Origin of the sequence: Kitasatospora sp. RG8 (assembly GCF_017813315.1) — a bacterium.
Taxonomy (GTDB): domain Bacteria; phylum Actinomycetota; class Actinomycetes; order Streptomycetales; family Streptomycetaceae; genus Kitasatospora.
Genome location: NZ_JAGIYX010000021.1, coordinates 145,082 through 166,286 on the forward strand (window position 1 = coordinate 145,082; position 21,205 = coordinate 166,286).

15 protein-coding genes and 1 pseudogene are annotated in these 21,205 nt (G+C 72.4%); 8 read left to right on the plus strand and 8 right to left on the minus strand.

The genetic code is table 11. The features are described from left to right. Positions 1–157 precede the first annotated feature (157 nt). On the plus strand, positions 158–1,120 hold the full coding sequence (locus J5Y04_RS27495; RefSeq protein WP_209415096.1) for a lysozyme: 963 nt from the start codon (positions 158–160) through the stop codon (positions 1,118–1,120). 426 nt (positions 1,121–1,546) lie between these two features. On the opposite strand, the gene J5Y04_RS27500 is transcribed toward J5Y04_RS27495, so the two are convergent. Further along, complete coding sequence (locus tag J5Y04_RS27500) at positions 1,547–1,939, minus strand: hypothetical protein (RefSeq protein ID WP_209415097.1); 393 nt, start codon at positions 1,937–1,939, stop codon at positions 1,547–1,549. A 198-nt stretch (positions 1,940–2,137) separates the two neighbouring features. Beyond that, complete coding sequence (locus J5Y04_RS27505) at positions 2,138–3,037, minus strand: aminoglycoside phosphotransferase family protein (protein ID WP_209415098.1); 900 nt, start codon at positions 3,035–3,037, stop codon at positions 2,138–2,140. A 225-nt stretch (positions 3,038–3,262) separates the two neighbouring features. Here J5Y04_RS27505 and J5Y04_RS27510 point away from each other — a divergent pair, with 225 nt between their 5' ends. Next, a complete protein-coding gene (locus J5Y04_RS27510) occupies positions 3,263–3,658 on the plus strand; it encodes a ribonuclease domain-containing protein (protein ID WP_209415099.1) in 396 nt (131 codons plus the stop codon). Between the two features lie 78 nt (positions 3,659–3,736). On the opposite strand, the gene J5Y04_RS27515 is transcribed toward J5Y04_RS27510, so the two are convergent. After that, complete coding sequence (locus J5Y04_RS27515) at positions 3,737–5,362, minus strand: metallophosphoesterase family protein (protein WP_209415100.1); 1,626 nt, start codon at positions 5,360–5,362, stop codon at positions 3,737–3,739. Positions 5,363–5,601: 239 nt separating this feature from the next. On the opposite strand from J5Y04_RS27515, the gene J5Y04_RS27520 reads away from it, so the two are divergent. Then, positions 5,602–6,399 (plus strand): SAM-dependent methyltransferase, encoded by a 798-nt coding sequence (locus J5Y04_RS27520; protein WP_209415101.1) that lies wholly within the window; start codon positions 5,602–5,604, stop codon positions 6,397–6,399. Positions 6,400–6,483: 84 nt separating this feature from the next. Here the strand turns inward: J5Y04_RS27520 and J5Y04_RS27525 are convergent, their stop codons facing one another. Then, positions 6,484–7,491: a transcriptional regulator gene (locus J5Y04_RS27525; RefSeq protein WP_307853320.1), complete on the minus strand. Its 1,008-nt coding sequence runs from the start codon at positions 7,489–7,491 to the stop codon at positions 6,484–6,486. Positions 7,492–7,896: 405 nt separating this feature from the next. Here J5Y04_RS27525 and J5Y04_RS27530 point away from each other — a divergent pair, with 405 nt between their 5' ends. From J5Y04_RS27530 to J5Y04_RS27550, 5 genes are all read left to right on the plus strand, one after another. Continuing rightward, complete coding sequence (locus tag J5Y04_RS27530; protein WP_209415102.1) at positions 7,897–8,982, plus strand: prephenate dehydrogenase; 1,086 nt, start codon at positions 7,897–7,899, stop codon at positions 8,980–8,982. 468 nt (positions 8,983–9,450) lie between these two features. Further along, complete coding sequence (locus tag J5Y04_RS27535) at positions 9,451–10,248, plus strand: alpha/beta fold hydrolase (RefSeq protein ID WP_209415103.1); 798 nt, start codon at positions 9,451–9,453, stop codon at positions 10,246–10,248. A 118-nt stretch (positions 10,249–10,366) separates the two neighbouring features. Continuing rightward, a complete protein-coding gene (locus tag J5Y04_RS27540) occupies positions 10,367–12,346 on the plus strand; it encodes an ABC transporter ATP-binding protein (RefSeq protein ID WP_245205515.1) in 1,980 nt (659 codons plus the stop codon). A 307-nt stretch (positions 12,347–12,653) separates the two neighbouring features. Next, positions 12,654–13,076, plus strand: coding sequence for a cold shock domain-containing protein (locus J5Y04_RS27545; protein WP_209415104.1), 423 nt, complete (start codon positions 12,654–12,656; stop codon positions 13,074–13,076). 74 nt (positions 13,077–13,150) lie between these two features. Beyond that, positions 13,151–14,101: a TauD/TfdA family dioxygenase gene (locus tag J5Y04_RS27550; protein ID WP_209415105.1), complete on the plus strand. Its 951-nt coding sequence runs from the start codon at positions 13,151–13,153 to the stop codon at positions 14,099–14,101. A gap of 269 nt (positions 14,102–14,370) precedes the next feature. Here the strand turns inward: J5Y04_RS27550 and J5Y04_RS27555 are convergent, their stop codons facing one another. The 4 genes and pseudogenes from J5Y04_RS27555 to J5Y04_RS44025 all read right to left on the minus strand — a co-directional run. Then, positions 14,371–15,030, minus strand: coding sequence for a response regulator transcription factor (locus J5Y04_RS27555; protein WP_209415106.1), 660 nt, complete (start codon positions 15,028–15,030; stop codon positions 14,371–14,373). Continuing rightward, on the minus strand, positions 15,027–16,208 hold the full coding sequence (locus J5Y04_RS27560) for a sensor histidine kinase (protein ID WP_307853323.1): 1,182 nt from the start codon (positions 16,206–16,208) through the stop codon (positions 15,027–15,029). The genes J5Y04_RS27555 and J5Y04_RS27560 overlap by 4 nt, the downstream gene beginning before the upstream one ends. A 140-nt stretch (positions 16,209–16,348) precedes the next feature. Further along, complete coding sequence (locus J5Y04_RS27565; protein ID WP_374106117.1) at positions 16,349–20,968, minus strand: amino acid adenylation domain-containing protein; 4,620 nt, start codon at positions 20,966–20,968, stop codon at positions 16,349–16,351. A gap of 45 nt (positions 20,969–21,013) precedes the next feature. Further along, positions 21,014–21,205: pseudogene (locus J5Y04_RS44025) on the minus strand (AMP-binding protein); the annotation flags it as partial.

Consider the following 21,205-nt stretch of genomic DNA (forward strand, 5'->3'; position numbering starts at 1 on the left):
GGTGTCGGCGTGTCACACGCGACGGCCGTTCGGTGTGTGATTCACGGGACCTGGTCAGCCTGGCGGGTACATGGCTACTGTGCTCCGGGCCGGGCGCACACGGCGCACCGGCCGCACCGCGTCCACAGGTCGTCAGGACCGGACCAGAGGAGTGTTCATGCCCAGCACTTCCCGCTCCGCCCGCCCCACCGGCAACACGGGTAACACCGGTAACACTCGCAACACCGGAAACCCCGGTGCCGCCGGCGCCACCGACGGTGCCGGGACGCCCAAGTCCCGCCGGTTGCCCGTCCTCGCCGCACTCGCCGCGGCGGCCGCGCTCGTCGCGGGCGCCGCCGCACCCGCGTACGCGGTCGACCCCGCCCCCGGGCAGTCCGCGGAACAGGCGGACTCCCAACGCCCCGTCCTCCACCCGGAGCGCGACTTCGCCGGCTCCACCGTCGCGGCGCACGAGGGAAGAGAGAGCACCGCGGGCGTCCTCGCCCTCGCCGCCACCCAGACCCCCGGGCTGGACGTCGCCAGCTACCAGGGCAACGTCAACTGGGCCTCGGTGGCCGGCAACGGCGCCCGCTTCGCCTACGTCAAGGCCACCGAGGGCACCGGCTACACCAACCCGTACTTCGCCCAGCAGTACAACGGTTCCTACAACGCCGGCCTGATCCGCGGCGCGTACCACTTCGCCCTGCCGGACCGCTCCTCCGGCGCCACCCAGGCCAACTACTTCGTCAACCACGGCGGCGGCTGGTCCCGTGACGGCAAGACCCTGCCGCCCGCCCTCGACATCGAGTACAACCCCTACGGCGCCACCTGCTTCGGCCTCAGCCAGAGCGCGATGGTCAGCTGGATCCGCTCCTTCAGCGACACCGTGCACTCCCGCACCGGCCGCTACCCGACCATCTACACCACCACCAACTGGTGGAGCACCTGCACCGGCAACAACGGCGGCTTCGGCGCCACCAACCCGCTCTGGATCGCCCGTTACTCCTCGTCGGTCGGCACCCTCCCGAACGGCTGGGGCTACCAGACCTTCTGGCAGTACGCCGACTCCGGCACCTTCCCCGGCGACCAGAACCTCTTCAACGGCGCCTACGACCGCCTCCAGGCCCTCGCCAACGGCTGAGCCGCACCACCGGTCCGGGCGGGTGGAGAAACGTTCCTCCCTGCCCGGACCGACACCCCTTCCATCACGCACCGCACCATCCGCCCGGACCGTCGGCACCCGAGAGGCCGGCCACCCGGGCGGATCGCCGGAACATCGCACAAGTCGCCTGCAAAACATCGGAGTTCGACGGGCGTTCGGCTGATCACCTGGCCTCCGTGCGACGCCATCGGCCGGAACGCCGCCGCCCGCCCTGCACCGGGTGGCTGAGCCGGCACCATCGGCCTTCGGCGGCCGGGTGGCCGGGTGGCCGGGTGGCCACGGGAGGGTGATGTGCGACTGCGGCCTCGCCGCAGTCGCACGGGCGCTCACGGGGCGGGCCGGGCCCCGGCGCAGTGCACCTGAGGGGTGCCCCGCGCCGGGCGTGGGGCACCCCTCAGGCGGCCGTCAGATCCAGACCTGCTGGAGCCAGGCGCCCGTCGGTGCGGCCGACAGGGTGGTGGTGTAGTCGAAGGTGTTCTTCGAGGTGGGCACGTTCGGCTGGGCGCAGACCATCGGCCCGCTCTTGTACGACGTGCCCAGCTTGATGAACCAGGCGGAGCAGATCGGGCCGTTCCAGGCGTCGTAGGGCAGGCTGGTCTCGATGAAGCCGGTGACCCGGTAGGTGCTGCCGCCCTGCGGACAGACCGAGATCTGGCCGTCTCCGGCGGCGTTCGCGGTGGTGACGTCCACGCACGGGGCCGAGCCCGCCGGGGCCGCCGCCTGCGAGGCGGGGGCGGCGAGCAGCAGGAGTGACCCGGCGGCCGAGGCCACGGCAAGGGTACGGGCGAGGCGCTTCATTGCGCTCCTTAGGTGTGTCGCTGACGGATGTGGTCGCCGGCCGCAGCCCCGCCCGGGGGCCGCGGCAGCTCTGATGAAGCGTCAACTTCCTTTGGGTGACGCCAATTTCAGAAGAACACGGCCGCGATCGACAGCACCAGCGATGCCCGTCCCACCGCTCCTGAACACCACCGCCACGGACTGCCCTCGCGGCCGACCTCAGTCCTCCTCCAGCACCGCCCGGATCACGTGCCGGGCGTTGCGCGCCATCGCCGGGTTGGTCCTGCGGTAGTACGGCAGCGCGGTCAGCGCCTGCGCGAGTGTCCGGCCCCGGCCGCGGGTCCGGGTGGCGTCGTCCACGTCGAGTGCCCCGAGGAAGGCCCTGCGCCCGTCGGCCGGCAGCAGGTTCCAGGCCGGGAAGAGGTCGCAGGCCGGGTCGCCCACGCCCGTGCAGCCGAAGTCGATCACCGCGGTCAGCCTGCCGCCGGCCACCAGCAGGTTGCCGGGCATCAGGTCGGCGTGCAGCCAGACCGGCGGCCCGTCCCACGCCGGGGCCCGCAGCGCCTCCTCCCACACGGCGGTCGCGGCGTCGCAGTCGACGCCCTCCTCGGGGATGTCGCGCAGTTGCGCGATCGCCGCGCGGGTCGACGCGTCGAGCCGCGCGAGCGGCCCGCCGCGGTAGGCGGCCGGCGCACCCGGCAGGGCGAGGCCCCGCATCGCGGTCACGAACCCGGCAAGGTCCTCGGCCAGAAGCACCGGCTCGTCGAGCGCACCCGCCTCGGGGTTCTCCCCCGGGAGCCAGCGGTACACCGACCACGGCCACGGGAACCCCTCGGCGGGCTCCCCGGCGCCGAGCACCTCCGGGACGGAGGTCGGCAGGTGGGGCGCGAGGCGGGGCAGCCACCGCTGTTCCAGTGCCACGTCCTCGGCCCCGCCGCCCACCATCGGCAGCCGGACGACCATCGCGTCGCCCAGCCGGTACAGGACGTTGACCGTGCCACCGGACGGCAGTCGCTCCACGGCCAGCCCGGCCCACTGCGGGAACCGCCCGGCGACCAGCCGCCGTACGAGGTCGTCGTCGACGGGGTGCTGACCGGGGTGCATCTGCTCTGCGCTCATGAGGTGCCATCCGACCGGCGGTCACCCACGGACGTCAAACCCTTTTCGAGCCGGGGCGGCGGCCGGCCGGCGCGCCCGGATGACAGGAGCGCAGCCCCGGGACGCTCATGGTGGCGGTACACCACGAGTCCTGCCGGTTCTGGGGCGGTTACGCCGGAATGAAGTGTTCCTCCGCCGCCCCGACGAGCCTTCCGCCTGAACCTGACAACACTTCAGACTGCTGTCATGCGAATTGTTCTACGCGCGTTGAAGACCCGCACCGCCGCCGCCCTCACCGTCGGCCTGCTCTCCCTCGCCCCCACCGCTGTGTTCGCCACCGAGGCACACGCCACCGTCAGCGGCAGCGTCTGTCTGAGCGACCTGCCCAGCCAGGCCTGGGACACCCTGGACCTGATCGACGCCGGCGGGCCGTTCCCGTACTCGCAGGACGGCGTCGTCTTCCAGAACCGCGAGCGCGTGCTGCCCGCCAAGTCCTCGGGCTACTACCACGAGTACACCGTGATCACCCCGAACAGCCCCACCCGTGGCGCGCGCCGGATCATCACCGGCAAGGTCTACCACGAGGACTACTACACCTCGGACCACTACGCCAGCTTCTACAAGGTCGACTGGAGCTGCTGACCCCTCCCCCGGTACCCCACTACCCCCGCCGGGCCGGCGGGTTCGGCCACCCCGGCCGCGCCCACCGGCCCGGCCTCGTCAGTCCCGGGCGTCGGAGCGGCTGCGCTCCAGGGTGAAGGTGTCCACCGGGGTCAGGTCGCCGTGCGGGCCGTCGAAGGTGTAGTACGTGACCCGCATCCGGGTGCGGCCGCCGCGACGGTCGCCGGGGTCGACATCGAAGGCCGCGAAGCCGTGGGTGTGCTTGCGGTCCTGAACGGCGGCCCAGGGGGCGTCCTCGGTGAGCCAGATCGACTCCCGGTACGGGGCCCCCGGCTTCGGGTCCTCCAGCCCGATGACCACCCGGCCCTTGGGCTGCTCGAACAGGTCGTCCTGGGTGGTGGCGGCGTTGCCGCCGGCGCCGATGATCATGTGGACGGTGCCGCGGTCGGTGTCGGCCAGGTCCGGGTCGGTGCCGGACGGCACCGGGGTGCGGGTGTCGTTGGGGAGGGTCCCGCGGACGGGGTGGGAGCGCTCGTAGTAGTGCTCGTGGCCGCTGACGACGAGGTCCACGCCGTAGGCGTCGAACAGCGGGCCCCAGGTCTCGCGGATGCCGAGGTCACTGCCGCTGCCGTGCAGGGAGCTGGAGATCATCGGGTGGTGCATGCAGACGACGATCCAGTCGATCGCCCGGCTGCCCCGGGCTGCTCTCAACTCGCGCTCCAGCCAGCGCTTCTGGGCGCCGCCGGAGTAGCCCCGCAGGTAGGTGTCACCACTGTTCTGGATCGCCACGTCGTCGTTGGCGAGGCTGATGAAGCGGACCGCGCCGACCGTGAACGCGTACCACATCCCGCGGGTCTCCTCGTCGAGGGAGGCCGAGGAGTCGGGGAGGTTGAAGTAGGCCTGGTAGCCCGCGGCGCCGATCGGGCCGTTGCCGCCCTCGTTCTCGTGGTTGCCGGCGCACGGCATCCAGGGGCGCAGCCTGGTCGAGCGGCTGTTGTTGATGAACCAGTCCGCCCAGGTCGCCACCCGGCTCTGCCCGTGGCGGCCGCTGTACGAGGCGTAGCAGAGGTCCCCGTTGACGAGGTTGAACAGCGGGCCGACCCGCTCGACGGCCGCCACGATGTCGGCGGACGCGGCGGTGCCGACCTGGCTGCTGGTGAACACCGGGTACTTGCCGAGCGGCGAGGGGACGCCGTCCGGGAACACGACCTGCCGCCGGAGGTTGGGGGTGGCCTGGTCGCCGAAGCTGGTGAAGGTGAAGGCGGAGCGGCCGCGCGGGGCGGTGGTGAAGGAGCCGGTCTCCGGGTTGGCGCCGTCGTGGCCGGCGGCGTAGAGGTAGGTGGTCGCCGGGCGGAGTCCGGACAGCCGCGCGTGGTGGACGTACACCTCCTCCTTGGAGAGCGCGTCCCGGTAGGTGCGCGTCTCGGCGTCGACCACCCTGCCGAGGCCGCCGTCCGGCGAACCGAGCCGGACGTGCGGGCGGCCCACCGACTGCGGGGTGATCCAGGAGACCGTCATCTCCGACGAGGCGTCCGTGCCGAACTGGAGGTGGAGCCCGTTCACGCTCGGCGCCCCGAGGCGGTGCGGGGTCGACTGGAGCAGCGGGCTCGCGGCCGGTGCCGGATCGGGTGCGGGCTCGGCGGCCGCAGCGGGCGCACCGCCCGCGACCAGGGCGGCACCGGCCGCCGAAGAGCCCTTGAGGATGGACCTGCGCGCGATGGCCATGGAACTCCGCTCACTGCGTCGGCTGTTGACGTTGCAGCACTCTAACGACATGGACATGCAAAATCGATGGAATTCGCACGCGCCCGATTCGGACGCCCACCGCCGCGGCGTCGTGCCCCTTCGGGAAGGGACCGCCCTCCCCCGTCGACCGGGCCCGCTATCATGCGTGGACGTTCGACCGGGCGGCGTCCCTGCCGCGCAGGCGGATGAATGCCGTTCAGTTCACCGGAGGGGACCGGATGTTCGACGCCAGAGGAACCAGCGGGACAACGGACCTCCAGACCGACCGTCCGCATCCCGCCCGGATCTACGACTACTGGCTCGGCGGGAAGGACAACTTCCCGCCCGACCGGGTCGCCGCCGAGCACGCCGTCTCCGCCGCTCCCGACATCCCGCAGGCGGCCCGCGAGAACCGGGAGTTCCTGCGCCGCGCCGTCCGGCTCTGCGTGGCGGCCGGCATCCGCCAGTTCATCGACATCGGCTCGGGCCTGCCCGCCCAGGGCAACGTGCACGAGGTGGCGCAGGCCGTCGCCCCCGACGCCCGGGTCGTCTACATCGACAACGACCCGATCGTGCTCGCCCACGGCCGGGCCCTCCTCGCGGACAACCGCACCACCACCGTCCTGACCGGCGACCTCCGCGACCTCGAAGAGCTCCTGGACCGCCCCGCGCTGCGCGAGCTGATCGACCTCTCGCAGCCGGTCGCCGTCCTGCTGCTCGCCGTCCTCCACTTCGTCGGCGACGACCACGCGCACGCCGCGGTCCGGGCGGTCCACAGCCGGCTCGCCCCGGGCAGCCACCTGCTGCTCTCCCACAGCACCTTCGAGGGCAACCCGCAGCGGGCCGCCGAGGTGGCGAAGACGTGGGACGACACCGAGTCGCGCATCAACGGACGCGGCCGGGCCGAGGTCGAGGCGTTCTTCGAGGGCTGGGAACTGCTGGATCCCGGCGTCGCCTTCGTCCCGCTCTGGCGGCCGGACGGCCCGACCGAGGACACCACCCGCTGGATGTACGCCGGCGTCGCCCGCAAGCCCTGACGGACGGACGGCCACCGGCGGGACCGCCGCCACCCCGGGGTCGGGGGGCGGCGGTCCGGCCAGGAGCCGCGCGCAGGCGGGGGCCTACCGGGTCGCGGTGGGGTGCTCGACGGAGCGCACACGATCGTCGAGCTCCTGGGCGAACTCCGCCCACGTCTCGGCGAACTGCCGCGCGAGCTCGACGACGAGCGCCCCGCAGTGCGGCGGCACGACGGCGCTCAGGTCCGCCCAGCTGCGGGAGCCGATCGAGTTCTGCTGGAGCAGGCGCAGGAGTTGACGGCCCTCCTCCTTGTGACGCAGGGAGGGGTCGCGCAGGAGCTTGTCGAGGACCGAGGCGGGGTCGAGGTGGAGCAGCCGGACCCGCCGGTCCGCCTTCGCCTTGGCGCTCCTGGCCTGTGCGCCGGCCCGGTCGCCGCCGTTGCCCTCGCCCGCCCCTGCGGCGTCCTGGTCACCGCCGTCGTGGCGGTGGCCCTCGGAGCCGGGGACGGGTGACTCACCGGACTCAAGGCGCTTGCGGACGTCGCTGACGGTGGCCGGGGAGATCCCCGCGAGCCGTGCGACCTCGCGCAGGGAGGCGAAGGGGCGTTCCGCTATCAGCTGGGCGGCGCGTTGTCGACCCTCCACGCTGTTCAGCGGCCGGACCCTGCCGTCGCGGCCGACACGCGTGGCGGGCTGGGGAACGGTCCGGGCGCAGCGGTGGCGAATGGTGGCAACGGTCTTGGCGCCGAGGCCCGCGGCCCGTGCGATGGCGCGGTCGGACATGTGCGGGTGGGTCTGGATGATCCGTTCGGCCGCGGCACGGCGGTCGGAGTGCGAGAGGGGCAGGCCGTGGGAAACGTTGGCTTCGACGGCACGCAGGAAGGCATCGTCGGTGCTACCGTCGAAGAACTCGACATCGATGGTCTCCTGGCCCTTCAGCAGCGCGGCCATGACGCGGTGCATTCCGTCGATGACGCGCATGGTGTCGCGTTCGACCAGGATCGGTGGCAGTGGCGCGTCGAGTTCTGCCAGTTGGGCGACGTGATTGGTGTCCTTCCCCTCGGATCGCGGCGAGTCGCCGGGGCGCAGTGAGTGGATGGGAACGGCCGTCACCCTCGTTCGGCGGGTTTGAGAGGGTATAGCTGGTTTGATGGCATTGACAGTCGTCCTTGCATCCGCGGACTCGAGCGATTGCGCGACTGACTGGCTCAAGGTGTTCTCCCCGTTGGATAGCGGCTCGCCGACTACAAAAGCCGGAGTCGACCTCACCGGGTGTCCGGGTCAACACCAGCTGCCCTCTGGTGCTTTGCGGTCGACTCTCAGGCAACACGCGCGTGGATCAGCCCTAATCGTCACTCCTGGTCGTGCTCCTGTCGAGGCGTTAGATCTGACACAGGGACAATCTTGCCCCCCGGGACGGTGTGACATGGCGGTCCGGCGCCGGGTTACCATCCGGTCCGGGCCGGCCCCGAGGCGGCTTCGTGCCCGATTCATCTCTCCGGATTGGGAGTTGGGGCAGTGAGAAGTGCCGCTGTGATCGGGACCGGAGCGGTCGGGACGTCGGTCGCGCTGGCGCTGGTGCGTCACGGCGTTTCGGTGTACCTGGAGGACTCGGACAGCACGGCGGCCAGGACGGCCGAGGCCATGGGCGCCGGATCGCTGGAGGCGGTGCGGGCGCCGGTGGACCTGGCGGTGGTCGCCGTACCGCCCGCCCGGGTGGCCGGGGTGCTGGCGCGGGTGCAGAACGGCCTTCTGGCGCGGGCGTACACCGATGTCGCGGGCCTGAAGGCGGGAGCGCGGCGTGAGGTCGTGTCCGCGGGTGTCGACCCGTCGCGCTACATCGGCGGCCACCCCCTGACCGGCGCGGGGCGTCCCGGTCCGCTGGCGGGGCGGGCCGACCTGTTCGAGAACCGCCCGTGGGTGCTCACGCCGTCGGCCGGAACCGCGCGGGACGTGCTCAACCGCGTACTGGAACTGGTGGCGCTCTGCGGCGCGACGCCGGTGGTCATGGACGGCGGCGAGCACGACCGGAGCGTGGCGCTGACCTCGCACGCGCCGCACCTGGTCGCCGCGCTCATGGCCGCACGGCTGGAACACGCGCCGCCGGGGAGCATGCGCGTGCTGGGGCAGGGGGTGCGCGACGTCACCCGGGGCGCGGACGGCAATCCGGCGCTCTGGGGGGAGGTCCTGGGGGCCAACGCGGACGCCGTGGCCGATGTGCTGGAGGCGTACGGCGCCGACCTGGACCGGGCGGTGCAGGTGCTGCGGGCGCTGGGCGGCGGTGCTCCGGCCGCCCGGGAGCACGCCGCCGCCGAGCTCGATGCCCTGCTGCGCCGCGGCAACCGGGGGCACGAGAGGGTCGAGCCCGGCAGCGGTCCGGCACCGGGCGGCCTGGCCGCGGTCACCGTGACCCTGTCCGACCGGCCGGGCTCGCTGTCCCGGGTGTTCGCCGCGGTCGGCGAGGCCGGCGTCGACATCGAGGACATCCGGATCGACCACACGCCCGGCCAACCCCAGGGACTCGTCGAGTTGCGCGTGCGCCAGGAGACCGCGGCCGCCCTGTGCCGGCGACTGGACGCCGCCGGCTGGACGGTCTCCCGCTGAGCCCTCGGCCGGGCGGCCCACGGGAGGCGGCGGGCAGCAGGTGACCCACGGCGGGCGGCGGGCCGCGGGCGGCAGACGGCTTCCCGCGGGGCTGGCGGCAGCATCCCAGGGCGGGCGGGCGCGTCGCGCGGTGTCGGACGCTGATCGCCTCAGGTGTTCAACTGCGCCTCGGGAGCGGGTTGAACGGTGACGGGCGGGCGGACTCCAGGGCTCTTGATCGGCCCGTGCACGTGGTGCCATGGTGGAGACCCGGCGGGGCGCGGCCGAGGCGCGGGTGCGCCCGACGCACTTTCCCGGGTCGGCCCCGGGGGCCCACGGCCCCGCATCGGCCCGCCGACCGGCGCCGGTACCGGGCAGCGGCGGCGGCCCCGGGCAGCGGCGTTCTCGTGCCCGTCCGGGTCCTCTCTCGCCGATCACGATCACCAGGAGCCCTGTCTTGCACGCGAACACCGTCAGCGAGGCCGCGTCATGCCCTTCGTGACCACCAACGGGATCCGGCTGTCCTACCAGCGCGCGGGCCACGGGGATCCGGTGCTGCTGATCATGGGCTCGGGAGCCGGCAGCCGGGTGTGGACCGTGCACCAGACGCCCGCGCTGCACCGGGCCGGCTACGAGACGATCGTCTTCGACAACCGCGGCATCGCCCCCTCGGACTCGCCTGCCGGGAAGTACACGCTCGCCGAACTGACCGCCGACACCCGGGGGTTGATCGAGGCACTGGACCTCGGCCCGTGCCACCTGGTCGGCACCTCGCTCGGCGCCATGATCGCCCAGGAGCTCGCCCTCCAGGCACCCCACCTGGTGCGCTCCGCCGTCCTCCTCGCCACCCGGGCCCGCTCCGACGTCGCCCGCCGGGCCATGGCGGCGGCCGAGCGGCTGCTGCTGGAGCGCGGCGTCGAACTTCCCGCGCGCTACCAGGCCGTACGCACCGTCCTGGAGATGCTCTCCCCCGCGACGCTCAACGACGACACCGCGGTCGCCGGCTGGCTGGACCTCCTCGAACTGGCGGGCGCGACCAGCTCCGGCGGCCAGGCCTGGATCGACGTCGCCACCGACCGGCGCGAGGCCCTGCGACGGATCACGGTGCCCTGCCGCGCCATCGCCTGCCGCGACGACCTGATCTGCCCGCCCCACCTGGTCGCCGAGGTCGCCGACGCCATCCCCGACTGCGACCTGGTGGAGATCCCCGACTGCGGACACCTCGGACACCTGGAACGCCCCGACGAGATCAACACCGCGATCATCGAGTTCCTCGACAAGCACTGATCGCGCTCCCGGGCCTTCACCCTGCTCCTCCCACCCTCTTCATCCATCTTCTTCTTCCATCACGAGAGCGAGGCGGGATTCCGTGGCAATGATGGGCGCCGGCCCGGGCATGGGCCCCATGGGACCCGTGCGGTTCGACGACGACTCCCTCACCCGCCAGCGGGTGAAACCCGGCACGGTGCGCCGGATCGTCCCCTACATCCTCAAGTACCGCTGGCCGATGGCCCTGCTGCTGCTGGTGACCGTCGCCGACGCCGTCATCACCACCACCAGCCCGCTGGTCCTCAAGCAGATCATCGACAAGGGCATCCTGCCCCGCGACACCGGCGTGGTGGCCTGGCTCTGCGCCCTGGTCGCCGGCCTGGCCCTGGTCGACGGGGTGGCCATCTACCTCCAGGCCTGGTGCTCGGGACGCGTCGGCGAGGGCCTCGTCTACGACCTGCGCACCAAGGTGTTCTCGCACGTCCAGGAACAGCCCCTGGCCTTCTTCACCCGCGCCCAGACCGGCTCGCTGGTCAGCCGCCTCAACTCGGACGTCGTCGGGGCCCGGACCGCCGTGACCACCCTGCTGTCCCAGTCGGTCTCCACCGTCCTCACCCTCGTCCTGGTGCTCGCCGCGATGTTCTACCTCTCCTGGCAGATCACCGTCGCCGCGCTCGTGATGGTCCCGCTGTTCCTCTTCCCCGCCAAGCTCATCGGCCGCCGGCTCCAGCGCATCGTCCGCGAGACCATGCAGCTCGACGCCGAGATGAGCTCGACGATGAACGAGCGCTTCAACGTCTCCGGCGCCATGCTCGCCAAGCTCTACGGCCGCACCGACAGCGAGGCCTCCCTCTTCTCCGGCAAGGCCGCCCGCGTGCGCGACATCGCCGTGTCCGGCGTCGTCTACGGGCGCCTGCTGTTCATTCTCGTCACCATCCTCACCACCTTCACCACCGCCCTGGTCTACGGCCTCGGCGGCATCCTGACCATCCACGGCACCCTCCAGCTCGGCACCCTCGTCGCGATGGTCACCCTCCTCCTGCGCCTCTACGGCCCCATCAACCAGCTCTCCTCCCTCCAGGTGACGGCCATGACCGCCGTGGTGAGCTTCGACCGCGTCTTCGAGGTCCTCGACCTCAAGCCCCTGATCTCCGAGCGCCCCGATGCCCACGACCTTCCCGGCACCCGCACACCGCACACCGGCCCGGCCGCCGCCCGCGGAAAGGACCGCCCGCACCCCGGCGCCAGGACGCCCGGCGACGACGGCGCCACGGCCCCCGACATCGAGTTCGACGGCGTCAGCTTCCGCTACCCCAGCGCGAGCGAGGTCTCCCTCGCCTCCCTGGAGTCCATCGCGCTGCGCCGCCCCGAGCGGGCCTCCGACGCCTGGACCCTCCAGGACCTCACCTTCCGCGCCCCGGCCGGCAGGCTGACCGCGCTCGTCGGCCCCTCCGGCGCCGGGAAGACCACGATCACCCAGCTCGTCCCCCGGCTCTACGACCCGAACCAGGGCACCGTCCGCATCGGCGGCCACGACATCAGGGACGTCACCCTCCAGTCACTGCGCGACACCGTCGGCGTGGTCACCCAGGACGCGCACCTGTTCCACGACACCCTGCGCGCGAACCTCGAGTACGCCCGCCCCGACGCCACCGAGCACGAGATCACCGAGGCCTGTCGCGCCGCCCTCATCTGGGACACCATCAGCGCGCTGCCCGACGGCCTGGACACCGTCGTCGGCGACCGCGGCTACCGGCTCTCCGGCGGCGAGAAGCAGCGGATCTCGCTGGCCCGCCTCCTCCTCAAGGCACCGCCGATCGTCGTCCTCGACGAGGCCACCGCGCACCTCGACTCCGAGTCCGAGGCGTCCATCCAGCACGCCCTCAAGACCGCACTGGCCGGCCGGACCTCACTCGTGATCGCCCACCGCCTCTCGACCATCCGCGAGGCCGACCAGATCCTCGTCATCGACAACGGCCGGGTCCGCGAGAGCGGCAGCCACGACGAACTCCTCACCGCGGGCGGCCTCTACGCCGACCTCTACCGCACGCAGTTCGCCCAGCAGACCCCCGTTACCCCGGACCTCGACCCCGACCTCAGCCCCGAGCTCCACTGACACCCACGGCGCCCACGACGCCCCCTCGGCGACGCCCCGGCGACGCCCCCGCGACGACGCCCCGGCGACGCCCCGGCGACGACGAGAAGCCCCGGCCGGGTCCCGGATTCCACGGGACCCGGCCGGGGCCTTTCCGCTTCCGGACCGGCATCCGCCCAAACCCCCGAGTTCCGAGACCCTTTGGGCGACCCGCGCGTATCGGATGTTCGAGGGGCGGCAGCAGGGATTTCTTTTCCCGTGAATCCCATTCGACTATTCTCTGGTTCAGGTTTCGGGCAAGGGGCCCGGGTTGTCTTTGGGGGTACACGTGGTTGCCGGTCGTGTGGTGCGTTACGACAGTGTCCGGGGTTATGGCTTCATCGCTCCCGACCACGGCGGGGAAGACGTCTTCCTGCATGTCAACGACATGCTGATGCCCGAATCCACGGTGCATTCGGGCCTCGTGGTCGAGTTCGAGATGGAAGAGGGGGACCGCGGTCTGAAGGCCTCCTCCGTGCGCCTGCCCAAGGGCGCCCTCGCCCGCCCGGCCGCCACGGCGCCGGCCACCACCGCCCGGTCGGTGGCCGACGACGACGACTCCCTGTGCGACGTCCTCACCTCCGCGCAGTTCCTCCGCGACGTCACCGAACTCCTGCTGGAGAGCGCGCCTTCGCTGACCGGCGAGCAGGTCCTCCAGGTCCGCGGCGCGCTGTTGCAGTTCGGCAAGAACCACGGCTGGACCGAGGGCTGACGGACGTTCAACCGCGGCGGTACGCCAGTTGCACCCGTCGGCCCCGGTGTCCCACACATCGAGGAGATCCTTCCATGAGCAACTGGCACCACCGCGGGCAGAGTTGGGCTCCCGAGCTGATCACGCCCGAGAGCGCGGGCATCCCGGCCGACCCACGGGCGCTGGCCGGGCACCTCGCCTCGGCCGACGTCCGTGAGATCCTCGACCGCCACCAGGCCCTGCTCATCCGGGGGTTCGACGTGACGGAGGCGTCGCTGGCCGGGGTGATGCCGCTGCTGCTCCCCGAGCGCCTCGCCTACATCCACGGCAACACGCCCAGGACGAAGGTCGGCGAGAACGTCTACACCTCGACGGAGTACCCGCCCGAGTACGCCATCTCGATGCACAGCGAGCTCTCCTACGCCCCCGCCTGGCCGGCCCGGCTGCTCTTCTTCTGCGTGCAGCCGTCCGCCACCGGGGGCGCCACCCCCCTGCTCGACAACGCCGCCTGGCTGGCCGCCCTCGACGAGCCGTTGCGGCGGGAGTTCAGCGGGGGGCTGTGCTACCGGCAGTACCTCCACGGCGGCCGCGGCTTCGGGAAGAGCTGGCAGGCCACCTTCGAGACCGACGACCGCGCCCAGGTCGAGAAGATCCTCGCCCCGACCGGCACCCAGTGGGAGTGGACCGCCGGCAACGCCCTCCGCACACGGACCGTACGGCCGGCGACGATACGTCACCCCGCCACCGGTGAGGAGCTCTGGTTCAACCAGGCCGACCAGTGGCACCCGGCCACGCTCGGCGAGGACACCATGCGCGAGCTGGCGTCGATCGTCCCCGCCGACGAGCTGCCCCAGTCGGTCACCTTCGCCGACGGCTCCCCCATCCCGGCGGAGTACGTCACCAGGATCCGCGACACCGGCCTCGAACTGGCCCACGACATCGCCTGGCAGCAGGGCGACGTCCTGCTCGTCGACAACCTCACCCTGGCCCACGGCCGCCGGCCCTACAGCGGCGCCCGCCGGGTGCTCGTCGCCATGTCCCACTGACAAACGGCGGGCGGTTGCCTCTCGGGTCGCGCCGCCCTTCGGTCGCACGGCGGCGCGGTGGCCCTCACGCGGCGGTGCGGTGGCCTTCGCACGGCGGTGCGGTGGCCTTCGCACGGCGGTGCGGTGGCCTTCGCACGGCGGTGCGGTGGCGTGGGTGGCGCGGCCAGGCCGGCGATCCGGTGCGGGACACCCGTGCCCCGGAGCCCCGCACCTCAACGGCTCCGGGGCCTCGGGGCTTTGCGGGCTTCCGGGGCCTGCGGGCCTCCGGTTCAGCCGGCGGGCTCGATCAGGCCCGTCTCGTAGGCCGCGATCGCCAGCTGCACCCGGTCCCGGGCGTCGAGCTTCGCCAGCAGTCGCGCCACGTGACTCTTCGTCGTCGCGACACTGATGTACAACTGCTCGGCGATCTCGCTGTTGGACATCCCGCGCCCGATCAGCACCAGCACCTCGCGCTCGCGCTCGGTGATCCCATCGATCTCCCGCCGCCGCGACGGGCGCACCGGGCCACGCTCGACGAAGCCCTCGATCAGCCGGCGCGTGACCCCAGGCGCGATCAACGCGTCCCCGGCCGCGACCACCCGCACCGCCGCCAGGATGTCCTCCAGCACCATGTCCTTGACCAGGAACCCGCCCGCGCCCGCCCGCAACGCCGCGTAGACGTTCTCGTCGTCGTCGAACGTCGTCAGGATCAGCACGTTCGGCGGATCGGACAGCTCCTTGATCAGTCTCGTCGCCTCGATGCCGTCCATCACCGGCATCCGGATGTCCATCACCACGACGTCGGGGCGCAGTTCCCGCGCCAGCCCGAGCGCCTCGGCCCCCGTCCCGGCCTCCCCCACGATCTCGATGTCGGGCGCGTCCGTGATCACCATCCGCAGTCCCGCTCGCACGAGTGGCTGGTCATCGGCAAGTACGATCCGGATCGTCATAGCGGAAGTCTAGCCATCACACGGAAGCCGCCCCGGGGCCCCGGCCCGGCACTGAACTGACCGTGCAACAGGCCCACCCGCTCGCGCATCCCCACGATCCCGTAGCCGCTTCCGACGCTCGGGCTCGCGCCCGCCCTCCCGCGCCCGTCGTCGACGATCTCCAGGGAGAGCTCCTCCTCCCCGTAGTCCACGTCCACCCAGCACCGGGCACCGCCCGCATGACGGACCACGTTGGTCACCGACTCCTGGACGATCCGGAACGCGGACAGCTCGACCTCGGGAGGCAGCGGCCGCCGGCGTCCGCGCCGCCGCACCTCCACCCGCACGCCGGCGTCCGCCGCGGTCTCGGCCAGCCGGTCGAGATCCGCCAGCCCCGGCGCCGGCGCCGAGTCCGACTGGTCCGCGTCGGCCTCCCGCAGCGCGCCCAGCATCCGCCGCAGGCCCGCCAGGGTCTCCCGGCTGGTCGTCTCGATGACCACCAGTGCGTCCCGCGCCCCGACCGGCTGGGTCTCGATCACCCTCGCCGCCGCACCGGCCTGGATGGCGATCACCCCGATGCTGTGCGCCACCATGTCGTGCAGCTCACGGGCGATCCGGGCGCGCTCCGCCTGTACCGCCCGGGTCGCGCTCTGGGCGCGCAGGGTTTCGGTGTGCTCCTGCCGCAACCGCACCCAGCTGCCGGCGATCCAGGCGAGGACGGTGGTCACCACGAGGCTGGCCCACGGACCGCCGATGCTCTGCAACACCGACGCGGACCGCAGGGCCACCGACACCGTGGCCCACACCACCACCACCGAGGAGACCGCCACCGCGGCCGTCCGGCGCGACCGGGTCACGGTGACGTAGAAGACCAGGAGGTCCGCCGCCAGGAGGAAGGGCCACGTCCGTTCCCCGAACACCTCCGCCGCGACCGCCTCGGCCAGCAGCACCCCGAGCACCGGCACCGGCAGCCGGCTGGCCCACCCGATCGGCAACGCCAGGGCCACGATGATCAGCACCAGTGCCCAGGGAGCCAGGTGGAGGAACTGCTTCGGGGCCATGAAGACCGGATGGGTGGGCCCCGGCATCGTCCCGTACAACACGAGCGCGAACGCGGCCGCCGCCCACCAGCTGAGCATCGTCAACGCGTCCGGCGACAGCCGCCTCAGCAGGACAGGAGGCTTCGGAGATCGTTCCACGCCAGCGATGCTAGCCGCCGGGGGCTCCCGGCAAATCGCTCCTCAGGACTCAGCCCAGAGGCTGATCCGGGACACGGCCGGGGCCGGCACCCGCACTGCGGATGCCGGCCCCTCGTAGCGTCCCGGGCGGATCGTCCGGCCTACTCCCGGTCCAGCCAGGCGGCCACCGCGTTCCAGACCTCGCCCAGCGTCTCGGGCCGGCCCAGCTCGTCATGGGTACGGGCGAGCCGGGGGGCGGAGACGACGCCGGTGACGTACCGCTGCCAGCTCTCCGGGCCGGGCGTGTCCTCCCGCTTGCCCTCCGTCGCCACGACGACCAGGACGTCACCGTCGAAGCGTCCGAAGCCGTGCGCCCGGGTGACCAGCGCATTGTTCACGAACACCCGCGCACACGCCTCCAGTTCCGCCTCGGACATGCCCCCCAGGACGGCGCTGAACTGCTCGCGGGCGTCCTGCGTCCGCCGGGCGACCTCCCTGGCCTTCCACTCCTCGACCGACTCGGTCCCGGTCTCGGTCTCGGTCTGGGTCTGGGTCTGGGTCTGGGTCTGGGTCTGGGCAGCGTCCTCCCGCTCCCCGTCGAGGTCCTGATCCAGGTCGAGCGGGTAGGTGTCGAGGATGACCAGGGCCGACACCTCCTCCCCCACGGCCTGCAGCTGGACGGCCATCTCGTGCGCCACCAAACCACCGGAGGACCAGCCCAGCAGCTGGTACGGGCCGTGTTCCTGTACGGTCCGGATCTGCGCGACGTAGTCCGCCGCCATCTCCCGCAGGGACGACGCCGGCTCGCTCGTTCCGTCCAGACCCCGCGACTGGAGCCCGTAGATCGGGATGCCGTCCGGCACGTAGCCGGCCAGGGGCCGGTAGCACCAGCTCAGCCCGACCCCCGGGTGAACACAGAAGAGCGCCGGCCCGTCGCCCTGCGCACGGATCGGCAGGAGCGTCCCCAAGGCGTCCTGGATCGACGACAGGGTCAGTGCGCGCAGGAGGCCGGCCGGGGTCGGTGAGGAGATCACATCGCGCACCGAGACGGCCACGCCCCGCTCCTGCAAGCGCTCCACCAGCGAAACCGCCAGCAGCGAATGCCCGCCGAGTGCGAAGAAGTCGTCGTCCGTTCCCACCGTCGGCAGACCCAGGACCTCCGCGAAGGCCGCACGAACGGTAGCCGCGAGGTGGCCCAGCGGTCCGTGGTCCACCTTCGCAGCCGTGACCGTGTACTCGGGGGCGGGCAGGGCCCCGCGGTCCAGCTTGCCGTTGACGGTCAGCGGCAGCGCGTCGAGGACGACGACGGCGGACGGGACCAGGTAGGACGGCAGCAGGTCGGTCGCGAACGCGCGTACGGTGGCAGGGAGTTCGCTGGCAGTCCGGCCGTCGGCGGGGACGATGTAGGCCACCAGCCGGGTGTCGCCCGGGGTGTCCTCGCGGGCGACGACCGCCGCCTGCGCGACACCGGCACACGCCGACAGCGCCGCACTCACCTCACCCGGCTCCACCCGGAACCCGCGGATCTTCACCTGCTCGTCCGCCCGCCCCGAGAACACCAACCGCCCGTCCGGCGTCCAGCGCGCCCGGTCACCGGTGCGATACATCCGCCCGCCCGCCACGCCACCGAACGGCGCCGCCACGAACCGCTCCGCCGTCAACCCCGCCCGGCCCGCATACCCGCGCGCCAACTGCCCGCCCGCGACATACAGATCACCCGGCACACCCACCGGCACCGGCTGCAACCGCTCGTCCAGCACATAGACCCGGGCACCCGCCACCGGCGCGCCCATCGGCACCGCCGACTCCGTACCGTCGATCCGCCCGGCGGTGACCATCACGGTCGACTCCGTCGGACCATAGGTGTTCACCAGCCGCCGGTCCTGGGACCAGAGCTGCGCCTGCTCACGGCTGATCGGCTCCGCGCCCACCAGAAGCGTTCCGAGCCCCGGCACGGCCTGCGGGTCCAGGACGGCGAGCAGGGACGGCACCACGCTCGCCGCGCTCACACGGCTGTCGCGCAGCATCCGGGTCAGCAGGGCCGTGTCCGCTCGCTCGGCCGCCGACGCGACCACCAGCGTCGCGCCATTGGCGAGCGTGACGGCCAGGTCCAGCACCGACGCGTCGAAGCTGAACGACGCGAACTGCAACACCCGCACCCCCGGCGCCGCACCCAGCTCCGGTGACAACGCCGCCACCATCGACGCCACCGCAGCGTGCGAAACCGCCACACCCTTCGGCACACCCGTCGAACCCGACGTGTAAATCACATAGGCAAGCTGCTCGGCACCCACGACGACGTCCGGTGCCGTCGACGGCCTCGCCAAGACCTGAGGATCGTCCAGGGACAGACCACCCCCGCCGATGACAACCGATGCACCACTGTCCGCGAGCATGAACTCCAGCCGCTCCGCCGGATACTCCGGATCCAACGGCACATAGGCCGCCCCCGCCTTCCAGGTCGCGAGGATCGCCGCCACCATGTCCACACCCCGCGGCAGGCACAGACCCACCACCGACTCCGCACCCACCCCCATCGCCAGCAGCTGATGCGCCAACCGGTTCGCCCGCGCATCCAACTCCCCGTACGACACCTCCACATCCTCGAACACCACCGCCACCGCACCCGGCGACCCCGCCACCCGACCCGCGAACAACGCCGGCACCAACACCCCCGGCACCACACGACCCGTGTCGTTCCACCCCTCCAGAACCTGCCGGCGCTCCTCCGTTCCCAGCACCTCGACCGCCGAGAGCCGGGTGTCCGGCTCGTCGGCGACCGTCTCCAGGACGCGCAGCAGCCGGATCACCAACTGCTGCGCGGTCTCGGGGTCGAACAGGTCGGCCGCCGCGACAAGCGCGCCGCGGAGCCCCGCCGGTGCGCCGTCGGGGCCGAACGCCTCGCCGAGGCTGACGTCCAGGTCGAACTTGGCCGCCGCCGTGCTCGCGGCGAGCGGGCCGACGCGCAGCCCCGGCAGCTCCATGGCCGCGTTCCCGGCGCCGGCGACGGAGCCGGTGTTCTCAAGGGTGAGCATGACCTGAAACAGCGGGTGGCGGGCCAGCGAGCGGACCGGGGCGAGTTCCTCGACCAGGCGCTCGAACGGCACGTCCTGGTGCGCGAACGCGTCCAGGCCGGTCTGCCGGACCCGCTCCAGCACTTCACCGAAGGTCGGGTCACCGGAGAGGTCGGTGCGCAGCACCAGGGTGTTGATGAAGAAGCCGACCAGGTCGTCCAGCGCCTCGTCCGTGCGCCCGGCGACCGCCGCGCCGATCGGGATGTCGGTGCCCGCGCCGAGACGCGACAGGGTCACCGCGAGGGCGGCCTGGAGCACCATGAACAGCGTCACCCCCCGCTCGCGTGCGACGGTCAGCAGTCGGGCGTGCAGCTCGGCCGGGATCTCCAGCCCCGTCTCGTGGCCCCGGTAGGAGGGGGCGGCGGGGCGTGGCCGGTCGGCGGGCAGTGCGAGCTCCTCCGGCACGCCGGCCAGGGCCTCGCGCCAGTACCCCACCTGGCGGGCGAGCAGGCTCTCCGGGTCGTCCTCCGCCCCGAGCAGCTCACGCTGCCACAGGGCATAGTCCGCGTACTGCACCGGCAGCGGCGACCAGTCCGGCGCCCGGCCCGCCAGCCGCGCCGCATAGGCGACCGTCAGATCACGCGCCAACGGACCCGTCGACCAGCCATCCCCGGCAATGTGGTGCATCAGCACCACCAGGACGTGCTCGTCCGCGCCCAACCCGAACAGCCAGGCCCGGAACGGGATCTGCTCGGACAGGTCGAACGCGTGGCGCACCGCGCCGGTCACGGCCTCGGCCAGGTCGTCGGCCCGGATGTCGGTGACGGCCAGTTCGAAGCCGCTCTTCTCCACGGGCAGGACCTGCTGGTGGGGCTGCCCGTCGGTGACGTGGAAGACCGTGCGCAGCACCTCGTGCCGGGTGACCACGTCCTTCAGTGCGGCGTCGAGTGCCGCGCGGTCGAGCTCCCCGGTCAGGCGCAGGGCCATCGGGATGTTGTAGGTGGCGCTCGGACCTTCGAGCCGGCCGAGGAACCAGAGCCGGCGCTGGGCGAAGGAGAGCGGTACCCGTTCGGGGCGCTCGGCGGCCGTCAGTGCGGTGCGGCCGCGGGTCGCGCGGGTCAGCCAGGCGGCGAGGGCGGCCGGGGTCGGGCTGTCGAAGAGGACCCGGATCGGCAGTTCCACGCCGAGGACGGCGCGGACCCGGCTGACCAGGCGGGTCGCCAGGAGCGACTGGCCGCCGAGGGTGAAGAAGTCGTCGTCGGTGCCGACCGCAGGCAGCCCGAGGACGTGGGCGAAGGCCTGGCAGAGGAGTTCCTCCTGTGCGTCGGCCGGTCCTCGTCCGGTTCGTGTCCCGCCGGTGTGCTCGGGGGCGGGCAGGGCCTTGCGGTCGAGCTTGCCGTTCACGGTCAACGGCAGGGCGTCCAGGACCACGACGGCGGACGGCACCAGGTGTTCGGGCAGCCGTTCGGCGGTGGCCTCGCGCACCTGGCCGGCCAGGCGGGCCGGGTCGGCGTCCGCCTCGGCGGGTACGACGTAGGCGACCAGCCGGGTGTCGCCCGGGGTGTCCTGCCGCGCGACGACCGCCGCCTGCGCCACTCCGTGGTGGGCCAGGACCGCGGCCTGGACTTCGCCGGGCTCGATCCGGAAGCCCCGGATCTTCACCTGCTCGTCCGCCCGCCCCAGGTACTCCAGCAGCCCCTCCGTACTCCACCGCGCCACGTCCCCCGACCGGTACATCCGCGCACCCGCCTCGAACGGGCACGCCACGAACCGCTCCGCCGTCAACCCAGGACGGCCCACATACCCGCGCGCCACCTGCGCACCCGCGATGTACAACTCACCCGCCACACCAGGCGGCACCGGCTGCAGACACTCGTCCAACACGTACAACCGCGTGTTCGCCACCGGACGACCCACCGGCACCGCATCACCCACCCGGTCACCGGACGCCACCTCGAACACACAGCAACCCACCACCGTCTCCGTGGGCCCGTACTCGTTCAC

Coding starts and splice junctions, on each gene's coding strand:
- J5Y04_RS27505 (WP_209415098.1), bottom strand. CDS start 3,037: ATGAGCGCAGAGCAGATGCACCCCGGTCAGCACCCCGTCGACGACGAC.
- J5Y04_RS27535 (WP_209415103.1), top strand. CDS start 9,451: ATGCCCTTCGTGACCACCAACGGGATCCGGCTGTCCTACCAGCGCGCG.
- J5Y04_RS27555 (WP_209415106.1), bottom strand. CDS start 15,030: ATGACGATCCGGATCGTACTTGCCGATGACCAGCCACTCGTGCGAGCG.
- J5Y04_RS27500 (WP_209415097.1), bottom strand. CDS start 1,939: ATGAAGCGCCTCGCCCGTACCCTTGCCGTGGCCTCGGCCGCCGGGTCA.
- J5Y04_RS27540 (WP_245205515.1), top strand. CDS start 10,367: ATGGGACCCGTGCGGTTCGACGACGACTCCCTCACCCGCCAGCGGGTG.
- J5Y04_RS27515 (WP_209415100.1), bottom strand. CDS start 5,362: ATGGCCATCGCGCGCAGGTCCATCCTCAAGGGCTCTTCGGCGGCCGGT.
- J5Y04_RS27520 (WP_209415101.1), top strand. CDS start 5,602: ATGTTCGACGCCAGAGGAACCAGCGGGACAACGGACCTCCAGACCGAC.
- J5Y04_RS27510 (WP_209415099.1), top strand. CDS start 3,263: ATGCGAATTGTTCTACGCGCGTTGAAGACCCGCACCGCCGCCGCCCTC.
- J5Y04_RS27495 (WP_209415096.1), top strand. CDS start 158: ATGCCCAGCACTTCCCGCTCCGCCCGCCCCACCGGCAACACGGGTAAC.
- J5Y04_RS27550 (WP_209415105.1), top strand. CDS start 13,151: ATGAGCAACTGGCACCACCGCGGGCAGAGTTGGGCTCCCGAGCTGATC.